The following is a 15507-nucleotide window of genomic DNA, read 5'->3' as shown; positions in this document are numbered from 1 at the left end:
GTGGTCAGATCGGCACGGAGTCGAACCGCTCGTCGATCTGCGGATCGTAGAGCGGGAGCTGCAGCGTCGCCATCGCCTGGATGACCAGGTTGTACTGCTCTCCAGACATCCATGAGCAGCTCACGGTGACGCTCTCGGGCGAGTAGCCGGCATCGATGCTGGCGCGCTGGTCCGGCGAGACGAGTATGGTCTGTTCGCCGCCGTGGGCGCGACGGGCCTCGACCGTCCAGTCCGAGAACGCCCCGATAAGCGCCTGCTCCGCCACGGCGAGGTCGAGCAGATCAAGCCCCGCGACCGGCTCGCCCTCCATCAGGGCCTCGTACACGGCGCGAGCGTCGAGCTGCTCGCTCGTTCTCCAGAACACGAACTGCTGGCTCATCGCATCTCCCTCTCGGCGGCGTCCACAGGATCCGCTCCCACCGTGCCACACTCGCCCGATGAGCACCGCAGACCTCGACGAACAGCTGGACGAGATCTTCGAGCACGACGATCGGGACGACATGGCCCCGACCATCGCCGCCCTCCTCCCGCTGCTCGGCGCGCACCCTGGCGCACGCCCCTCCTCGAAGACGACATAGCGGCCCTGATCGGGGGAGCCTGACAGCGACCAACTCCGCCGGGAGCGCGACACTTGGCAGGGCATGCTTCATGCAGGCGTGGGGGAGCGAGGGCCGGGTCCCGGCATGGGGTGAGCAGTCGGCTTTGTCGAGTCGACGCCGTGGCTCTGCGTGGGCAGTTTCAGGCATCGTCGTCTCTGATCCCCGCCATAACGGGCTTCTCGACATCGAACCTGTTCTTTATGCGCTCCTTCGCGCAGGCGTGGCGGGACGATGAGCCGATAGTCCAGCAGAGTCCTGGACTATCGCCCCGGGGCCGCATTATCGTCCATCTCGACAAGGTAGACAGTCCGGGAGGCCGCAACGCGCAGTGCCCACCTAGCGCCTAGGGCCCGGCGAGAGTAGGGGCGCCTCAACGCGTTCTCGTTGGCATGCCGTGAGCTCGAGGCGGAGAGCGACGTAGTCGCCATCAGCATGCCGAAGATAGAGTGCGATTCCTGTGCCTCAGTGGGTACGTGTTCATCCTGCTTCCGGTGACCAGTGCCCACGGCCGCTTCGGCGAGATCCTTGTCCTCAATGGCAGGGCATGCGGTGTGGCCGGCGCAGTTGCGCCGCCCTTCGGAGGATTCGCCGGAAATGGGAAGGATCCGCATGTGTGGCGGTTCGCGGGCCCTTCACTTGGCGTCGAGTCGCTCATTTGCGGTTTTCCACGTTGGAGGCAGATGAGCGCCAGGGGAGACCCAGTCAGCGAACGAACTTGCTTTCATGAGATCGCGGGTGCCAGTGACGAGGGCAGCGTGCAGTGGCCCTCGCACGAACATTTCGAGGGTCGACCGGTCGCGCCAGGCTGTCAGGGTGGAAAGCGTCCCCTGCAGCGGTGAGACCGCGAATTGGTAGCCGGCCAGCCCGACCGTCGTTGGCAGCGCCTGCCAGAGCTCCTGCGTCGAGCCGATGATGGCGACCAGGTGGCGCCGGCTGCGCACCTCAAAGCGCGTGGCCATGGCGACATAATCACGTTCGGGGTCGAGGGTAAGGACGCTCGTCCAAGCGGAGGACGGCATCAGCGTTGTTCCCGCAGTCGAAGGAGTATCGGGGCGAAAGTTGTGCATTGGTGGAGGCCGCCCGCGGTCATCGTGTTGGTGCCATCCGGGTCAGGTCTTCGGAGGCTGACCACAGGCCGGCCTGAAGGGTCGTGCTCCTTGCGGCGGCGGAGGCCTTGATCACCTGGGCGCCGCCGCGCATGTGGAACAGGTGCTCCGGCCCGGTGAAGGTGCCACCCGGCAGTTCCTCTGTGATGGCATAGAGCACCGGGAGGGCGCCCTGCTTGGGGTCTTGGCCGAGAATGGGCAGCAGGCGATCCCACAATCCCGGTTTCTTGTCGGCCGGGCCGTCGTAAATCGGTGTCACGACGAGCCCGGGGTGCGCTGCTAGAGCCCTGACGGGTGAGTCGGCTGCGCGCAGTTGGCGATCGAGCTCGAGGGTGAACATCAGGTTGGCCAACTTCGAATCGGCGTAGGCACGGCCGCCGGCATACGGACGGCTGCGCCAGTTGAGGTCGTCCAGGTTGAGCTTGCCCATTCGCTCCGCTTGGGACGACACGGTCACGACGCGGGAGGTGATCTGGGGGAGGAGCCGGGTGGTCAGAAGGAAGTGCCCGAGGTGGTTGGTGCCGAATTGGCTTTCGAAGCCGTCCGTGGTGCGGCGCAGCGTCGATTCGGACACGCCGGCGTTGTTGACCAGCACGTCGATCTGCTCGCTCGTCTCGTCAGCGAAGCGGCGCACCGAGGCCAGGTCGGCCAGATCGAGTTCGCGCACGAGGTGGGAGCCAACGAGGCCGGGAAGGTCTACTGCGACCCGGCGACCCTTGTCGGTGTTCCGGACTGCGAGGATCACTCGGGCGCCTCGGGCGGCGACGGCCGACGCCGTGGCTCGTCCGATGCCGCTGGTTGCCCCGGTGATGAGGATGGTGCGGCCAGCCATATCGGCGGCGGAAGGTAAGTTCGTCATAACCGTCAATGTAGACGCCGCACACATTGTTGTCAACGTCTACATCGAGGTAAGATCGAGCTGTGCCCACGCCTTATCACCACGGTTCGCTTCGCGAGGTCCTCCTTGCTGAGGGCCGGCAGCTGTTGATGGAGGAGGGGCCCAACGCGGTCACGATCCGAGGGCTTGCCAAGCGAGCCGGGGTCAGCCACAGCGCACCCCTTCGACACTTCGCCGACCGCGACGCACTGTTGGACGCGATCGCGGCCGAAGGGTTCGAGGAACTCTCGGTGGCACTCAGCGCTGCGGAAGGGCAAGACGACTTTGCCGCTCATTTGCGCGATTATGCGCACGCACATGTTCACTTCGCACTAGACAACGGCCCTCTGATGGAGCTGATGTTCGCAGGCAGCCCACGCGCGGCCGACTCGCCTGCGGCTAGTGCGGCAAGCAGGTTCTTCGGGCGGGGCGCCGCCATGCTCGGTGAAGACGGCGAGGGCCGTCCTGGCCCACTTCCGTTCCTGCTCGCCGGCATGCTCGAGGGGATCAGCTCACTTGCCAGCACCGGCCGACTCGTTCCCGACCAAGTGGACGAGGTCACGGATGCCGCCGTTGCGGTGCTGCTCCCCGCCATTGTCGAGCAACTGGATCGGGTGCAGCGCGGTATGGGCGGCCAGCTTCGCTAGGAGTCAGTTGGCTCGGTCTCCCCGGCAGACGCCGCAGATTGCTTCTGCCAGGGCCATCGTCCGGTTATTTCCAGCTCGAGGGAGAAGCTGAGGAAGGTCCGGATGAGGACGATAACGGCTAGTACTGCAACAGATTCCAGAGTGGGGGTGACCGCGACGGTTCGGATGATGTCCGCAGCCACGAGGAGCTCTAATCCGAGGAGGATGGATCGGCCCAAAAACTGTCGGTAGGGCCTGTAAATGGGGTGCTGCCGACGAATGAAGCGGACGATCGCGTACACGGTTGCGGCAAAGGTGCCTACGACGACGGCGGCTACACCGGCAGCGTCGATACAACGGCCGGCGAGTTCGACCCAATTCTGGAAGCTCATTCAGGGAGGGTATCGGCCCCAGGCGCTCCCTATGCAGCTGCTTCCTGAGCCTGCTTGAACTCTTGACGCATCGCGTTTCAGAACCGGCAGGTCGGAAGGATCGAAAATCTGCAGTTCTGTCGAGACAGCGTGCAGCGGCGGTGAAGGGATGATGGGGAGCCCCTCGCGCTCCTCCCGGGGCTACGACAACGGCCGCTTGGACTTACGAAGATTCAGGAGTCCAAGGGTGGTGTTCACCGCTCCGAGTACGGCGAGAACCCAGCCGGAAGGGTGACCTGTGGTGACGATTCCAAGGCCCGAGACCAGCATCACGAGCGCGCAGAGGACGTAGAACTTGGCCTGGTTTCGAGTCACCCTCACAGTATGGCCCGACCGGAATGGCCCACACCATTGCTAGTGGAGCCGGTAACGGAGCGCCGGCGCTGTGTCGGCCCCTGCCGGGGCCTCGTGTTTTTTACCGTGAAGCTTTCGGCAGCATACGGAGGTCCGGGCTCCGCGCAAGCGGCAAGCCGGCAGCTCCTCCGACAACTTCGGGACGCCGCAGCTCCGCTCCCTTATTTCGCGCCGAACTTCTCTCCTCCGCTGGCCTTCGGGTGGCCCTGCGCCCACTACGAGATTGACGACGCCTCCGCGCGAGTCGCCCGGTGCCGTTGCGGTCAAAGCCAGCAGACCGCGGGCTCACCGGCGAGACTCCAGTAGATGCTGATCCGCAGCGCCGCGATCAGCAACTACTGGAGACTCGCCCGTCGGGAGGCACGAAACGACGCGGGCGTTAGGAGTCCGTTAGGGAACGAGGCCCCGGCGTAGGGATGTCGTTAGGACGGCCGGCGGGAGCGCGCGGTGGGTATCTACTGACCTGCTGTGCCCCTCGGGGCATCGGGCCCCGATCGGGGTCTCGCCCGTTCGTCTCCGGTTGGAGTTGTAGTGCTCGACATCGTCTACATAGCCGTCGTGATTGCCGTCTTCGCGGTCGTCGCCCTCGTTGCGAGGGGTGTGGAGAAGCTGTGATCGTCTTCAACGTCATTGCGGCCGTCCTGGCCGTGGCTGCTCTCGTGTACCTGGTCTACGCGCTCGTGAAACCGGAGCGCTTCTGATGACCAGCACCGTTTCGGGGCTCCTCACCATCCTGACGCTCGTCGTGATCCTCGCGGTGCTCCACCGTCCGGTCGGCGACTACATGGCCTGGATCTACACGACCAAGAACAACTGGAAGATCGAGCGCGGCTTCTACCGCCTCATCGGCGTCGACTCGGCGTCCGAGCAGACGTGGCGGGCCTACCTTCGTGGGGTCCTGATCTTCTCCGTCGTCGGCGTCTTCTTCGTCTACGTCATCCAGCGGATCCAAGAGATCCTGCCCTACTCGCTGGGCTTCCCCGCCGTGCCGCAGGGCCTCGCGTTCAACACGGCCGTCTCGTTCGTTACAAACACCAACTGGCAGTCGTACAGCCCCGACGTCACCCTCGGGTACGCCGTCCAGCTCGGCGGCCTCGTGGTGCAGAACTTCGTGTCGGCGGCCGTCGGCATCGCGGTCGCGGTCGCGCTGATCCGCGGTCTCGCCCGGATCAAGAGCGGCACGCTCGGCAACTTCTGGGTCGACCTGACGCGCAGTATCACCCGCCTCCTGCTGCCGGGCGCGATCTTCGCCGCAGTCGTGTTGATCATCGGCGGCGTCATCCAGAACTTCAACGGCTTCGAGAACATCACAACTCTCACCGGCGGTTCGGCCGCGATTCCGGGCGGACCGGTCGCCTCGCAGGAGGCGATCAAAGAGCTCGGCACGAACGGCGGCGGCTTCTACAACGTCAACTCGGCGCACCCGTTCGAGAACCCGACGGCCTGGACCAACCTGTTCGAGATCGTACTGATGCTCATCATCCCGTTCTCGCTCCCGCGCACCTTCGGCAAGATGGTCGGCGATGTCCGTCAGGGCTACGCGATCGCCGCCGTGATGGGTGCGATCTTCGCCGCCTCGCTCGCCGCCATGACCTGGTTCGAGCTGAACGGCGCCGGCACCGCGACCCGTCTCGCCGGAGGCGCGATGGAGGGCAAAGAGGACCGCTTCGGCATCTGGGGTTCCACCCTGTTCGCCACCACGTCGACGTCGACCTCGACGGGAGCCGTCAACTCGGCCCACGACTCGTTCACCTCGCTCGGCGGCATGATGGCGCTGCTCAACATGATGCTCGGCGAGATCTCGCCCGGTGGAACCGGGTCTGGCCTCTACGGCATGCTCGTGCTCGCGATCATCACGGTGTTCATCGCCGGCCTGCTGGTCGGCCGCACCCCCGAGTACCTCGGCAAGAAGATCGGGCCGCGCGAGATCAAGCTCGCCTCGATCTACATTCTGATCACCCCGGCCCTGGTGCTCACCGGAACGGCGCTGAGCTTCGCGATCCCCGCGATTCGCAACAACGTCGAGAAGGTCTCGATCTGGAACCCCGGCCTGCACGGCTTCACCGAGGTGCTCTACGCCTTCACCAGCGCGGCCAACAACAACGGCTCCGCCTTCGCCGGCATCACGGCGAACACCCCCTGGATGAACACGGCCCTCGGCATCGCCATGCTGCTCGGCCGGTTCCTGCCGATGGTGTTCGTGCTGGCACTCGCCGGCTCGCTAGCCGCCCAAGACAAGGTGCCCGCCACCGCCGGCACCCTGCCCACGCACCGGCCGCAGTTCGTCGGCCTCCTGATCGGGGTGTCCGTCATCGTGACCGCACTCACCTACTTCCCGGTGCTCGCACTGGGCCCGCTCGCTGAAGGGCTGAAGTAACGCATGTCCACCATCACCGAACACCGCACGGACGAGGATCCCGCGCCCACCGCGACGAAGAAGGGCGCCTTCTCCGGCGCGCAACTCGTCGAGGCTCTTCCCGGCGCTTTTAAGAAGCTCGACCCGCGCGAGATGTGGCACAACCCGGTCATGTTCCTCGTCGAGATCGGCGCGGCCTACACGACGATCCTGGCGATCGCGCAGCCGTTCACGGGCGGGGCCGGCACGTCCGGCGGATCGACCGTGCCCGGATCCTTCACCTGGGCCATCGCCGTGTGGCTCTGGCTCACGGTCGTCTTCGCGAACCTCGCCGAGTCGGTCGCCGAGGGCCGCGGCAAGGCGCAGGCCGAGAGCCTCCGCAAGACGCGCACCAGCACGACGGCGAACCGCGTCGACTCGTACGACGCGACCGCCGACGCCGCAGCCGAGAGTGCGACGCTCTCGTCGGTGTCGTCAGCCGACCTCACGCTCGGCGACACCGTCGTGGTCACGGCCGGTGAGCTGATCCCCGGTGACGGTGACATCGTCTGGGGCATCGCGAGCGTCGACGAGTCGGCGATCACCGGCGAGTCGGCCCCCGTCATCCGCGAGTCGGGTGGCGACCGCAGCGCCGTCACCGGCGGCACCCGGGTGCTGTCGGACCGCATCGTCGTGACTATCACGTCGAAGCCCGGCGAGACCTTCGTCGACCGGATGATCCGCCTCGTCGAGGGCGCGTCGCGTCAGAAGACCCCGAACGAGATCGCGCTCAACATCTTGCTCGCGTCGCTCTCGATCGTCTTCGTCGTCGTCTGCCTGGCTCTCAACCCGATCGCCTCGTACTCGAACGCGGCCGTGTCGATCCCAGTGCTCATCGCCCTGCTCGTCTGCCTCATCCCGACCACAATCGGCGCCCTGCTGAGCGCCATCGGCATCGCCGGCATGGACCGCCTGGTGCAGCGCAACGTGCTCGCCATGTCGGGGCGCGCCGTCGAAGCGGCCGGCGACGTGACGACACTGCTGCTCGACAAGACCGGAACAATCACCTACGGCAACCGTCGGGCGGCCGAGTTCCTGCCTATGGAGGGCGTCGCCGTGAACGAGCTGGTCGAGGCCGCCGCGACGTCGTCGCTCAGCGACCCGACACCCGAGGGCAAGTCGATCGTCGATCTCGCCGTCACGCTCGGCTACGTCCGCGCCGAGAGTGTCGCGGGCGACATCGTGCCCTTCACCGCGCAGACCCGCATGTCGGGTCTCGACCTGTCCGACGGCTCGCAGATCCGCAAGGGCGCCGGCGGCATGGTGATCGCCTGGATCGAAGACGGCACGTCGCTCGCGGTGGGGGAGCGCCACGCACTGGACACCTCGATCGAGGCCGTGTCGAACGCTGGAGGCACGCCCCTCGTCGTCGCGACCCGCGCCGCGAACGGGAGCGGAAGGATCCTCGGGGTCGTCTACCTGAAGGACGTCGTCAAAACGGGTCTGGCGGAGCGGTTCGCCGAGCTCCGCACCATGGGAATCCGCACCGTGATGATCACCGGCGACAACCCGTTGACCGCCAAGGCGATCGCCGCCGAGGCCGGGGTCGACGACTTCCTCGCCGAGGCTACGCCGGAAGACAAGCTGGCCCTGATTCGCCGCGAGCAGGAGGGCGGCAACCTCGTCGCGATGACGGGTGACGGAACCAACGACGCCCCCGCGCTCGCTCAGGCCGATGTCGGAGTGGCGATGAACACGGGCACTTCGGCCGCGAAGGAGGCCGGCAACATGGTCGACCTCGACTCCGACCCGACGAAGCTCATCGACATCGTGCGCATCGGCAAGCAGCTGCTCATCACGCGGGGCGCGCTCACGACGTTCTCGATCGCGAACGACGTGGCGAAGTACTTCGCGATCATCCCCGCGATGTTCGCCGGGATCTTCCCGGGGCTCGGGTTGCTCAACATCATGCAGCTGCACTCGCCGGCGTCGGCCATCCTGTCGGCGATCGTCTTCAACGCGATCATCATCGTGATCCTGATCCCCCTGGCCCTACGCGGGGTCAAGTACCGGGCCGCCTCGGCCTCGGCGATCCTGAACCGCAACATCCTGGTCTACGGGGTCGGCGGCATCATTGCGCCGTTCATCGGCATCAAGATCATCGACCTCGTCGTCTCGATCCTCCCGGGCTTCTAGCCCTCGTACTGGAAAGGAAGAATCATGAACACCCGCACACTCGCTCGCCAGTACTGGGTGGCCATCCGCGCGATGATCGTCTTCACGATCGTGCTCGGCGTCGCCTACACCGCAGTCATCACCGGCGTGGGGCAGCTCGTCGCCCCCGCTCAGGCAGGCGGCTCCGTCGTAAAGGTCGACGGCGATGTCGTCGGCTCCGCTCTCATCGGCCAGAGCTTCACCGATAAGAAGGGGAACGCTCTGCCGGAGTGGTTCCAGTCGCGCCCCTCGGCCGCCGGCGACGGCTACGACGCCACCGCGTCGAGCTTCAGCAACTACGGCCCCGAGAACGACGACCTCATCGCCGCTGTCAAGGAGCGCAAGGCCGCCATCGCCACAGAGAACGACGTGCCCGCCTCGAGCGTGCCCGCCGACGCGGTGACGGCCTCCGGATCGGGGCTCGACCCGCACATCAGCCCGGCCTACGCGTTGCTACAGGTCGACCGGATCGCCGCGGTGCGCGACCTCCCGGTCGCGAAGGTCCGCGCGCTCGTCGAGTCGATGATCCAGAACCGCGACGCCGGCTACCTCGGCGAGAAGACGGTCAACGTGCTCCGGCTGAACGTCGCGCTCGCCGGGCTGAAGGGCTGATTCCGATGAAACGCGGGCGGCTCCGAGTGCTGCTCGGCGCCGCCCCCGGCGTCGGCAAGACCTACACGATGCTCGAGGACGGCGCGCGCCTCCGCGACGAGGGCAAGACGGTGGAGGTGGCGGTCGTCGAGACCCACGGCCGCACCGCCACCGCCGCCCAGCTCGAGGGGCTGCCGGTGATCCCGCGCACCATCACCGAGCACCGGGGTGTCGAGCTGACCGAGATGGACCTCGACGCCGTGCTCGAGCGGCACCCGCAGGTCGCCCTCGTCGACGAGCTCGCCCACACCAATGCTCCGGGAAGCCGCAACGAGAAGCGCTGGCAAGACGTCGACGCCCTCCTCGAGGCGGGCATCGACGTCATCTCCACCGTGAACGTGCAGCACATCGAGTCGCTCAGCGACGTCGTGGAGCAGATCACCGGGGCGCCGCAGCGCGAGACGATCCCCGACCAGGTGCTCCGAGCCGCCGACCAGATCGAGGTCGTCGACCTCGCCCCGCAGGCGCTCCGAGACCGCCTGGCCGAGGGCAACGTCTACCCGGCGGCACGGATCGACGCCGCGCTGTCGAACTACTTCCGGCTCGGCAACCTGACCGCGCTCCGCGAGCTGGCCCTACTCTGGCTCGCCGACGAGGTCGATTCCGCACTGAAGGCCTACCGGTCCGAGCACGGTATCGACAGCAAGTGGGAGGCCCGCGAGCGGGTTGTCGTCGCCCTCACGGGCGGGCCGGAGGGCGAGACGCTCATTCGGAGGGGCGCTCGGATCGCGGCCCGCGCCGCCGGCGGTGACCTGCTCGTGGTGCACGTCAGCAGGCAGGACGGCCTGGCCGAGACGTTCCCCGGTGCGCTCGCCAGCCAGCGCTCACTAACGGAGAAGCTGGGCGGCAGCTACCACCAGGTGGTCGGCGACGACGTGCCCCGGGCCCTGGTCGACTTCGCGAAGGCGATGAACGCCACGCAGCTCGTGCTCGGCGTGAGCCGCCGCTCGCGGATCGCGGCCGCCCTCACCGGGCCCGGAATCGGCGCGACCGTCATCCGCGAATCCGGCGTGATCGACGTGCACATCGTGACCCACTCGAAGGCGGGCGGCCACTTCACGCTGCCCCGGGTCGGCGGCGCGCTGACGCTGAAGCGCCGCCTCGTGGGCAGTGCCCTGGCGCTGGCCCTCGGACCGCTCGTCACCTGGATCCTCGTCACGTTCCGCACCGACGAGACCCTCACCAGCGACGTGCTCGTCTTTCAGCTGCTGGTCGTCGTCGTCGCGCTGGTCGGTGGCATCTGGCCGGCGCTCTTCGCCGCCGTCCTCTCGGGCTTCACTCTTGACTTCTTCTTCGTCGAACCGTTCCACAGCGTCACGATCGCACGGCCTTTCCATCTGCTCGCCCTCGCCCTCTACGTGATCAACGCCCTGCTGGTCAGCTACGTCGTGGACCAGGCCGCCCGCCGTTCCCGATCGGCGGCCCGCGCGCTCGCCGAGTCGGAGCTCCTCGCCACGATCGCCGGAAGCGTGCTCCGCGGACAGGATGCCCTGCAGGCCCTGATCACCCGCACGCGGGAGGTGTTCCACCTCACCAGCGTGCAGGTCACCTCGGGCGCCGAGACCCTCTACTGCACCGGCGATCCGAAAGACGGCGACCACGTCACCCGCATCGAGGTCGGCGAGCACGGCACGCTCGAACTCCGCGGGCCCGACCTGGCCGCCAGCGAGCGCCGACTGCTCAAGGTGATCGCCGCCCAGGTCGACGCGGCGCTCGAACACAACGCCCTCAGCGCGACGGCCGACGCCGTCAGGCCGCTCGCCCAGGTCGACCAGGTGCGTTCCGCCCTCCTGGCCGCGGTCGGCCACGACCTCCGCCGACCGCTCGCCTCGGCGACGGCGGCCATCGGCGGACTGCAGACGCCTGGCGTCACCCTCAGCGACGTCGATCGAGAAGAACTGCTCGCCACCGCGGCGGAGAGCCTCGACTCTCTCGCGACCCTCGTAACGAACCTGCTCGATGTGAGCCGGGTCCAGGCCGGAGCCCTCGCGGTGTCGCTCGTCGACGTCGACGTCGACGACGTGATTCTCGGGGCCTTCGATGAGCTCGGTATCGGCCCCGACGAGGTCGATCTGGGCATCGAGCAGAACCTGCCGCCGGTCGTGGCCGATCCCGTCCTGTTGCAGCGCGTCGTCGTCAACCTGCTCGACAACGCCCTGCGCTACGACGCGCCGGGGGGCAGGGTGCACGTCTCGGCCAGCAGCTTCGCCGGCACCCTGCAGATCCGTATCGCCGATCGCGGACCCGGGGTCAGCCCCGATCGCCGCGAAGACATCTTCGTGCCGTTCCAGCGGCTCGGCGACACCGACAACACGACGGGTCTCGGGCTGGGGCTGGCCCTGTCGAAGGGCTTCACCGAGGGCATGGGTGGCACCCTCGAGGTCGAGGACACCCCCGGAGGAGGCCTGACGATGGTGGTGACGCTCCCGCTTCGGTGAGCTACTCCGTCTGCTCCGGAAGCGACTGCACGAGGGCGTCGCCGAGAGCGGTGAGCGTTCGTGTGGCGGCGCGGAGCTCGGCGCCCGAGAAGACGCCGTCGAACGCCGTGCTGTAGACGTCAATCACTTGATTGACGGCGGCGCGACCCTTGTCGGTGAGGTGAAGGAGCTGACTCCGGCGATCGGTGGGATGCGGGCGGCGCTCGACGTCGTTGGCTTTCTCGAGGCGATCGATCAGCGCCGTGATCGAGCCGGTGGTGTGGCCGAGCACTGCGGCCAGGTCGCGTGGCGAGACGTTCTCGGTGCTGAACAGGTAGACGAGCACGCGCAGATCGGTCGAGCCGAGCGAGAGCACCTGCGAGAGGTGCGAGCTCATCCGGAGGTTCTGCGACTGCAGGTGCTGGAAGGCACCGAGGAGCCCGATGAGCCCCGCCTGCTCTGGGTTGACAGATTCGGGAGTGGAGGAGGGAGCGGAGTCGGTCATGTCGTCCTGGTCCGGATTCTGCCGCGACGGGAGGTTATTGACCGGCGGCGTAGTGGTTGGAGACCTGCTGGGCGGTGAGGACCGTGCTGTACACGGCCGCGTAACGCATGGATCCGGTGAAATAGTAGTTGGTCGCCGTGCCCGGCCAGCCGCTTGTCGTGTCGTAGCCGACACGGAAGTAGCCGGTGTAGTTCTCGGCGGTGGTGTACGAGGCGTTCGAGGCGACGAGCCCACCGTCGGCGTAGAGGCGCATTCCGGTCGCGGCTGACAGGGTCGCGGCGACGTGGTGCCACTTGCCGTCGTTGTAGGCCTTGGTCGAGGTGACGACCTGGGTGGCGCCGTTGTAGGCGCCGAAGACGAGCTGCCCCGAGGTATTCAGGTAGATCTGGCGATCGTGCTGGCCGGAGGCCGTGACCTGATTGCTGCCGAATCCGATGAGCAGGCCACCGGCGACGGTCGTCTTGAACCAGACCTCTTCGCTGAAGGTGGTCGGGTTGGCGACCGACGAGGCGGTCGAGACGAAGCTCGATGTGCCGTTCAGCACATACGCGCCGCCGGTGTCGCGCGAGCACGCGATCGGCGTCGCGGTGCTCGAGGTCATGGTGCCCTGGTAGGTGCCGTTGGCCGCCTTGCCGTCGCTGTCGACAGCGGTCGTCGACCCTGATGCCTCGTTGAGGTAGTACTGGAACAGCGCGTTCGCCTTGTCGGCCGACTCGGCGTCGGTGCACTTAAAGTACGGGGCCGTCGCGGAGGTGTTCGTGCTGTTCGTGACCTTTGCGAAGTACCCGGCGGTCGACGAGGGCACGCTCTCGGCGGTGATGCAGACGGCGACGAGGGCGATGACGGCGAGCCCGGCCAGAAGGTGGATGCGCCGGAGGGCCCGGAGGCGGCGGGCGATGCGGTTCGTCACGCGACGACCTCGTCCTGCTTCGGGGGGAGTCCGACGATCATGGTCCAGAGTAAGGGCAGCAGGCAGATGAAACCGAAGACGACCCACCCCCAGAAGCCGAGGTGCAGGGCTGTCGAGAGGCTGTAGAAGTCTTGGTGGGCCGAGGCCGGAACGGTGACGTGCCCCACCTGGCCGGTGGCGAGGTCGGCATGGGTGCCGTGAACTGCCTGGACGCGAATCGGCAGCAGGCCGGTCGACACGACGATCGCACCCGGGTGACCACCGGTCGTGGTGACCTGCTCGACGACCACTCCGGTGAACGGCTTCAGGATGAACGCGGTGACCGAGACGACGAGCGAGACGCCGGTGATGCGGTACGAGACCTTGCGGGTCGCGATCTTCACCCGGGCGGTGAGCAGCCACACGGTGATCAGGCCGAGGAGCACGATGGGCAGCCCACGGATGAGCCAGCCGAGCCCGGGCAGCACGGCGGTCGCCTTGCCGACGAGGTTCGAGTCGGTCAGCTGCCAAGGATCCGTGGCGCCGTTGATGTCGCCCCGGGTCGAGATGAGCCCGGTCTTGCCGATCCCGACCACGCGGTGCGTGTAGGTCTCGGTCGGTGAGGTCGGCGGGTGGAACGCGATGACGTCGCCGACGTGGAGGTCGTCGGCGGTCGTCGGGGTGGTGAGGACGAGGGTGCCGACCGGAGCCGCGGTTCCCATCGACGGGGTCTTGACGATGAACCAGCTGCCGCCCTGGAGGTGGAACAGCAGCGCTGCTGCGATCAGTGCCACGCCGAGCGCGGTGACGACGATCAGAGCGATGCTCGCGATCACGGTGCGTCGGGGGCGCGGTGTGAGGCTGTCGAGATCGATGTGCTGAGCGTCGAGGGTGACGACGTCGTCGGCACGGACCGCGGCCGGCGCGAGGGGCGTCTCGGTCGGGGTGGTGTCGCGGATGTCGGTCACGATGATCTCCAGGGCTGTGGGCGGGAACTCCAGCGGGGGCTGGGGTTCCCGCCCGGCGGCGGGGTAGGAGCCGATTCGGCGGCCCCCGGTATTCGGTGGGGGTGTGACTAGCTGGCGAAGTTCCAGACGAGGGGCAGCGATGCCTGCAGGCCCTGGTACGTGTTGCCGGCGGAGGAGGCGAGGGTTACGGCGAAGCTGAACCCGGTGGTGCCACCGGCGGCGACGGCGGGGAGGGTGTAGGCCGACGAGCCGGCGAGAGCGGCGAGCGTGCCCGAGTAGACGACCGTGTTGGCGGTGGTGTTGGTGATGACGACGGAGAGCTTCGCGCAGAGGTCGGTGGCGGTGCCGTTGGCGGCGCCCGAATTCGACTGGGCGCAGGTGGCGCCGGGGGTGAGGGTGAAGGTGCTCGCGGCGACGGTGCCGGTGTTCTTGATGGTGACGGGCGTGGTGACCGTCTGGCCGGGGATCATCGTGGTCGATCCGCCGAACTTGTTGATCGTGGCGCAGGTGGCGGTGTTGTTCGAGACCGAGCCGCCGTCGGTGGAGGTGCAGGTGACCGTCGCGCCGGAGTTCTGCTCCTGCATGGTCAGGGCGCCGGTGGCAGCGGTGTTGTTCGAGTTGGTGATCTGCGCGGCGAAGCCCGACAGGGTGCCCGTCATGGTGACCGAGAGGAGGACGGCGGCGAGGACGCCGGTCGCGATGGCGATGGGGGCGAAGCGAATGCGCTTGGCCTTGATGGGGGTGGGGTTCGACACGGGCTTGCTCCTGAAAGTGGGTGGGACACTGAGTAGAAAAATGAGGCACCTGCACGATGAGTGGCAATCTCGAACAGCTGGTTAGTTGATTGCCAGGACATTCACCGGTGCGTTAGCTCAACTATGAGATAGTTTGATGAGTGAGCCAAGTCCCCTCTTAGGGGGTCTTACCTCCGGCCCACTCGGGTCCATACCCTGAGGTGCGGCCACGGATGGCCCATCACGACAACAAAGAGACCACGGATGACCTCACACACCAGCACCACCACCAAGACACCGAAACCTGCTCCGACCGATCCGGCCGAGATCGTCGAGGCAGTGACAGCTCTCTCTGCCGCCCTTACCGAGATCGACGGGGCCCATCGGCGCATCCGCCACCGCCTAGCCCACGACCTCGGGTTCTCGACGAGCGAGCTCACGGCCATCTTTCTCATCGGCAGCACCGAAGAGTGCACGCCCAAAGCCCTGAGCGCCGAGCTCGACCTCTCCACCGGCGCGATCACTGCTCTCGTCGACCGGCTCGACCGCGCCGGCCACGTCGAGCGGATCGCCCACCCGACCGATCGCCGCAGCCAGCTGCTGACCCTCACCTTCCGGGGCGAAGAGGCGTTTGAGTCGATCGCAGGCACCTACAACGCGGCCATCGAAGACGTCGTCAAGACGTCCCCCTGCGTGTTCGACCAGGGCCTCATCGACTGCCTCCTCCACGCGGCCACCGCGATCGACGCCGCAGCAGCCCGCGACTAGCGGGGTCGGGCCTCCCTGCGCAGAGGCGAACCA

The 15507-nt window shown here is 67.2% G+C and carries 18 protein-coding genes; 9 read left to right on the top strand and 9 right to left on the bottom strand.

The genetic code is table 11. From position 1 onward, the window contains the following. Positions 1-4 precede the first annotated feature (4 nt). Positions 5-379: a hypothetical protein gene (locus ITJ49_RS04685; RefSeq protein ID WP_194602029.1), complete on the bottom strand. Its 375-nt coding sequence runs from the start codon at positions 377-379 to the stop codon at positions 5-7. Positions 380-437: 58 nt separating this feature from the next. Here ITJ49_RS04685 and ITJ49_RS04680 point away from each other — a divergent pair, with 58 nt between their 5' ends. Next, positions 438-578, top strand: coding sequence for a hypothetical protein (locus tag ITJ49_RS04680; protein WP_194602026.1), 141 nt, complete (start codon positions 438-440; stop codon positions 576-578). 653 nt (positions 579-1231) lie between these two features. Here the strand turns inward: ITJ49_RS04680 and ITJ49_RS04675 are convergent. After that, complete coding sequence (locus ITJ49_RS04675; RefSeq protein WP_194602022.1) at positions 1232-1618, bottom strand: hypothetical protein; 387 nt, start codon at positions 1616-1618, stop codon at positions 1232-1234. 67 nt (positions 1619-1685) lie between these two features. Further along, positions 1686-2564, bottom strand: coding sequence for an oxidoreductase (locus tag ITJ49_RS04670; RefSeq protein WP_228514060.1), 879 nt, complete (start codon positions 2562-2564; stop codon positions 1686-1688). Between the two features lie 62 nt (positions 2565-2626). Between ITJ49_RS04670 and ITJ49_RS04665 the strand changes: the two genes are divergently transcribed. Further along, the gene (locus ITJ49_RS04665; protein ID WP_194602019.1) at positions 2627-3229 is read left to right on the top strand and encodes a TetR/AcrR family transcriptional regulator; all 603 of its coding nucleotides are present in this window, start codon (positions 2627-2629) and stop codon (positions 3227-3229) included. Here the strand turns inward: ITJ49_RS04665 and ITJ49_RS04660 are convergent. Together ITJ49_RS04660 and ITJ49_RS04655 are read right to left on the bottom strand one after the other, a co-directional pair. Beyond that, positions 3226-3600 carry a DUF1622 domain-containing protein gene (locus ITJ49_RS04660; protein ID WP_194602016.1) on the bottom strand — a complete coding sequence of 125 codons (375 nt, stop codon included), beginning with the start codon at positions 3598-3600 and terminating at the stop codon, positions 3226-3228. The genes ITJ49_RS04665 and ITJ49_RS04660 overlap by 4 nt on opposite strands. Before the next feature lie 180 nt (positions 3601-3780). After that, entirely contained in the window at positions 3781-3954 is a 174-nt protein-coding gene (locus tag ITJ49_RS04655) for a hypothetical protein (protein WP_158613165.1), read from the bottom strand. Between the two features lie 507 nt (positions 3955-4461). Between ITJ49_RS04655 and ITJ49_RS18095 the strand changes: the two genes are divergently transcribed. From ITJ49_RS18095 to ITJ49_RS04625, 6 genes are read left to right on the top strand one after another with little or no spacing between them, the layout of a single operon-like run. Then, the gene (locus tag ITJ49_RS18095; RefSeq protein ID WP_194602943.1) at positions 4462-4608 is read left to right on the top strand and encodes a hypothetical protein; all 147 of its coding nucleotides are present in this window, start codon (positions 4462-4464) and stop codon (positions 4606-4608) included. After that, entirely contained in the window at positions 4605-4694 is a 90-nt protein-coding gene (kdpF, locus tag ITJ49_RS18090) for a K(+)-transporting ATPase subunit F (protein ID WP_123941179.1), read from the top strand. The genes ITJ49_RS18095 and kdpF overlap by 4 nt, the downstream gene beginning before the upstream one ends. Further along, a complete protein-coding gene (kdpA, locus tag ITJ49_RS04640) occupies positions 4694-6370 on the top strand; it encodes a potassium-transporting ATPase subunit KdpA (RefSeq protein ID WP_194602013.1) in 1677 nt (558 codons plus the stop codon). Before kdpF ends, kdpA begins: the two co-directional genes overlap by 1 nt. A gap of 3 nt (positions 6371-6373) precedes the next feature. Then, complete coding sequence (gene kdpB / locus ITJ49_RS04635; RefSeq protein WP_194602010.1) at positions 6374-8524, top strand: potassium-transporting ATPase subunit KdpB; 2151 nt, start codon at positions 6374-6376, stop codon at positions 8522-8524. A 24-nt stretch (positions 8525-8548) separates the two neighbouring features. After that, on the top strand, positions 8549-9154 hold the full coding sequence (gene kdpC / locus ITJ49_RS04630) for a potassium-transporting ATPase subunit KdpC (RefSeq protein WP_194602007.1): 606 nt from the start codon (positions 8549-8551) through the stop codon (positions 9152-9154). 5 nt (positions 9155-9159) lie between these two features. Beyond that, positions 9160-11631 (top strand): ATP-binding protein, encoded by a 2472-nt coding sequence (locus tag ITJ49_RS04625; protein WP_194602002.1) that lies wholly within the window; start codon positions 9160-9162, stop codon positions 11629-11631. 1 nt (position 11632) lies between these two features. Here ITJ49_RS04625 and ITJ49_RS04620 read toward each other — a convergent pair whose 3' ends face one another. The 4 genes from ITJ49_RS04620 to ITJ49_RS18080 form a co-directional block, all read right to left on the bottom strand. Next, a complete protein-coding gene (locus tag ITJ49_RS04620) occupies positions 11633-12115 on the bottom strand; it encodes a MarR family winged helix-turn-helix transcriptional regulator (RefSeq protein ID WP_194601999.1) in 483 nt (160 codons plus the stop codon). A gap of 34 nt (positions 12116-12149) precedes the next feature. Then, the gene (locus tag ITJ49_RS04615) at positions 12150-13025 is read right to left on the bottom strand and encodes a LamG domain-containing protein (RefSeq protein ID WP_370544372.1); all 876 of its coding nucleotides are present in this window, start codon (positions 13023-13025) and stop codon (positions 12150-12152) included. Further along, positions 13022-13972, bottom strand: coding sequence for a signal peptidase I (locus ITJ49_RS18085; protein WP_194601996.1), 951 nt, complete (start codon positions 13970-13972; stop codon positions 13022-13024). Before ITJ49_RS18085 ends, ITJ49_RS04615 begins: the two co-directional genes overlap by 4 nt. Positions 13973-14079: 107 nt before the next feature. Then, complete coding sequence (locus ITJ49_RS18080) at positions 14080-14727, bottom strand: hypothetical protein (RefSeq protein ID WP_194601993.1); 648 nt, start codon at positions 14725-14727, stop codon at positions 14080-14082. A 243-nt stretch (positions 14728-14970) separates the two neighbouring features. Here ITJ49_RS18080 and ITJ49_RS04600 point away from each other — a divergent pair, with 243 nt between their 5' ends. Beyond that, entirely contained in the window at positions 14971-15474 is a 504-nt protein-coding gene (locus ITJ49_RS04600; protein ID WP_194601990.1) for a MarR family winged helix-turn-helix transcriptional regulator, read from the top strand. Positions 15475-15507: the final 33 nt, after the last annotated feature.

This window comes from Frondihabitans sp. VKM Ac-2883 (assembly GCF_015350875.1).
Classification (GTDB): Bacteria; Actinomycetota; Actinomycetes; order Actinomycetales; family Microbacteriaceae; genus Frondihabitans.
The sequence above is the reverse complement of the archived record's forward strand: the minus strand, read 5'-3'. Positions and strand labels throughout refer to the sequence as shown.

Excerpts from the sequence above, each read along its gene's own strand:
- ITJ49_RS04685 (WP_194602029.1), bottom strand. The coding sequence starts at position 379 with ATGAGCCAGCAGTTCGTGTTCTGGAGAACGAGCGAGCAGCTCGACGCT.
- ITJ49_RS04680 (WP_194602026.1), top strand. The coding sequence starts at position 438 with ATGAGCACCGCAGACCTCGACGAACAGCTGGACGAGATCTTCGAGCAC.
- ITJ49_RS04675 (WP_194602022.1), bottom strand. The coding sequence starts at position 1,618 with ATGCCGTCCTCCGCTTGGACGAGCGTCCTTACCCTCGACCCCGAACGT.
- ITJ49_RS04670 (WP_228514060.1), bottom strand. The coding sequence starts at position 2,564 with ATGACGAACTTACCTTCCGCCGCCGATATGGCTGGCCGCACCATCCTC.
- ITJ49_RS04660 (WP_194602016.1), bottom strand. The coding sequence starts at position 3,600 with ATGAGCTTCCAGAATTGGGTCGAACTCGCCGGCCGTTGTATCGACGCT.
- kdpA (WP_194602013.1), top strand. The coding sequence starts at position 4,694 with ATGACCAGCACCGTTTCGGGGCTCCTCACCATCCTGACGCTCGTCGTG.
- kdpB (WP_194602010.1), top strand. The coding sequence starts at position 6,374 with ATGTCCACCATCACCGAACACCGCACGGACGAGGATCCCGCGCCCACC.
- kdpC (WP_194602007.1), top strand. The coding sequence starts at position 8,549 with ATGAACACCCGCACACTCGCTCGCCAGTACTGGGTGGCCATCCGCGCG.
- ITJ49_RS04625 (WP_194602002.1), top strand. The coding sequence starts at position 9,160 with ATGAAACGCGGGCGGCTCCGAGTGCTGCTCGGCGCCGCCCCCGGCGTC.
- ITJ49_RS04620 (WP_194601999.1), bottom strand. The coding sequence starts at position 12,115 with ATGACCGACTCCGCTCCCTCCTCCACTCCCGAATCTGTCAACCCAGAG.
- ITJ49_RS04600 (WP_194601990.1), top strand. The coding sequence starts at position 14,971 with ATGACCTCACACACCAGCACCACCACCAAGACACCGAAACCTGCTCCG.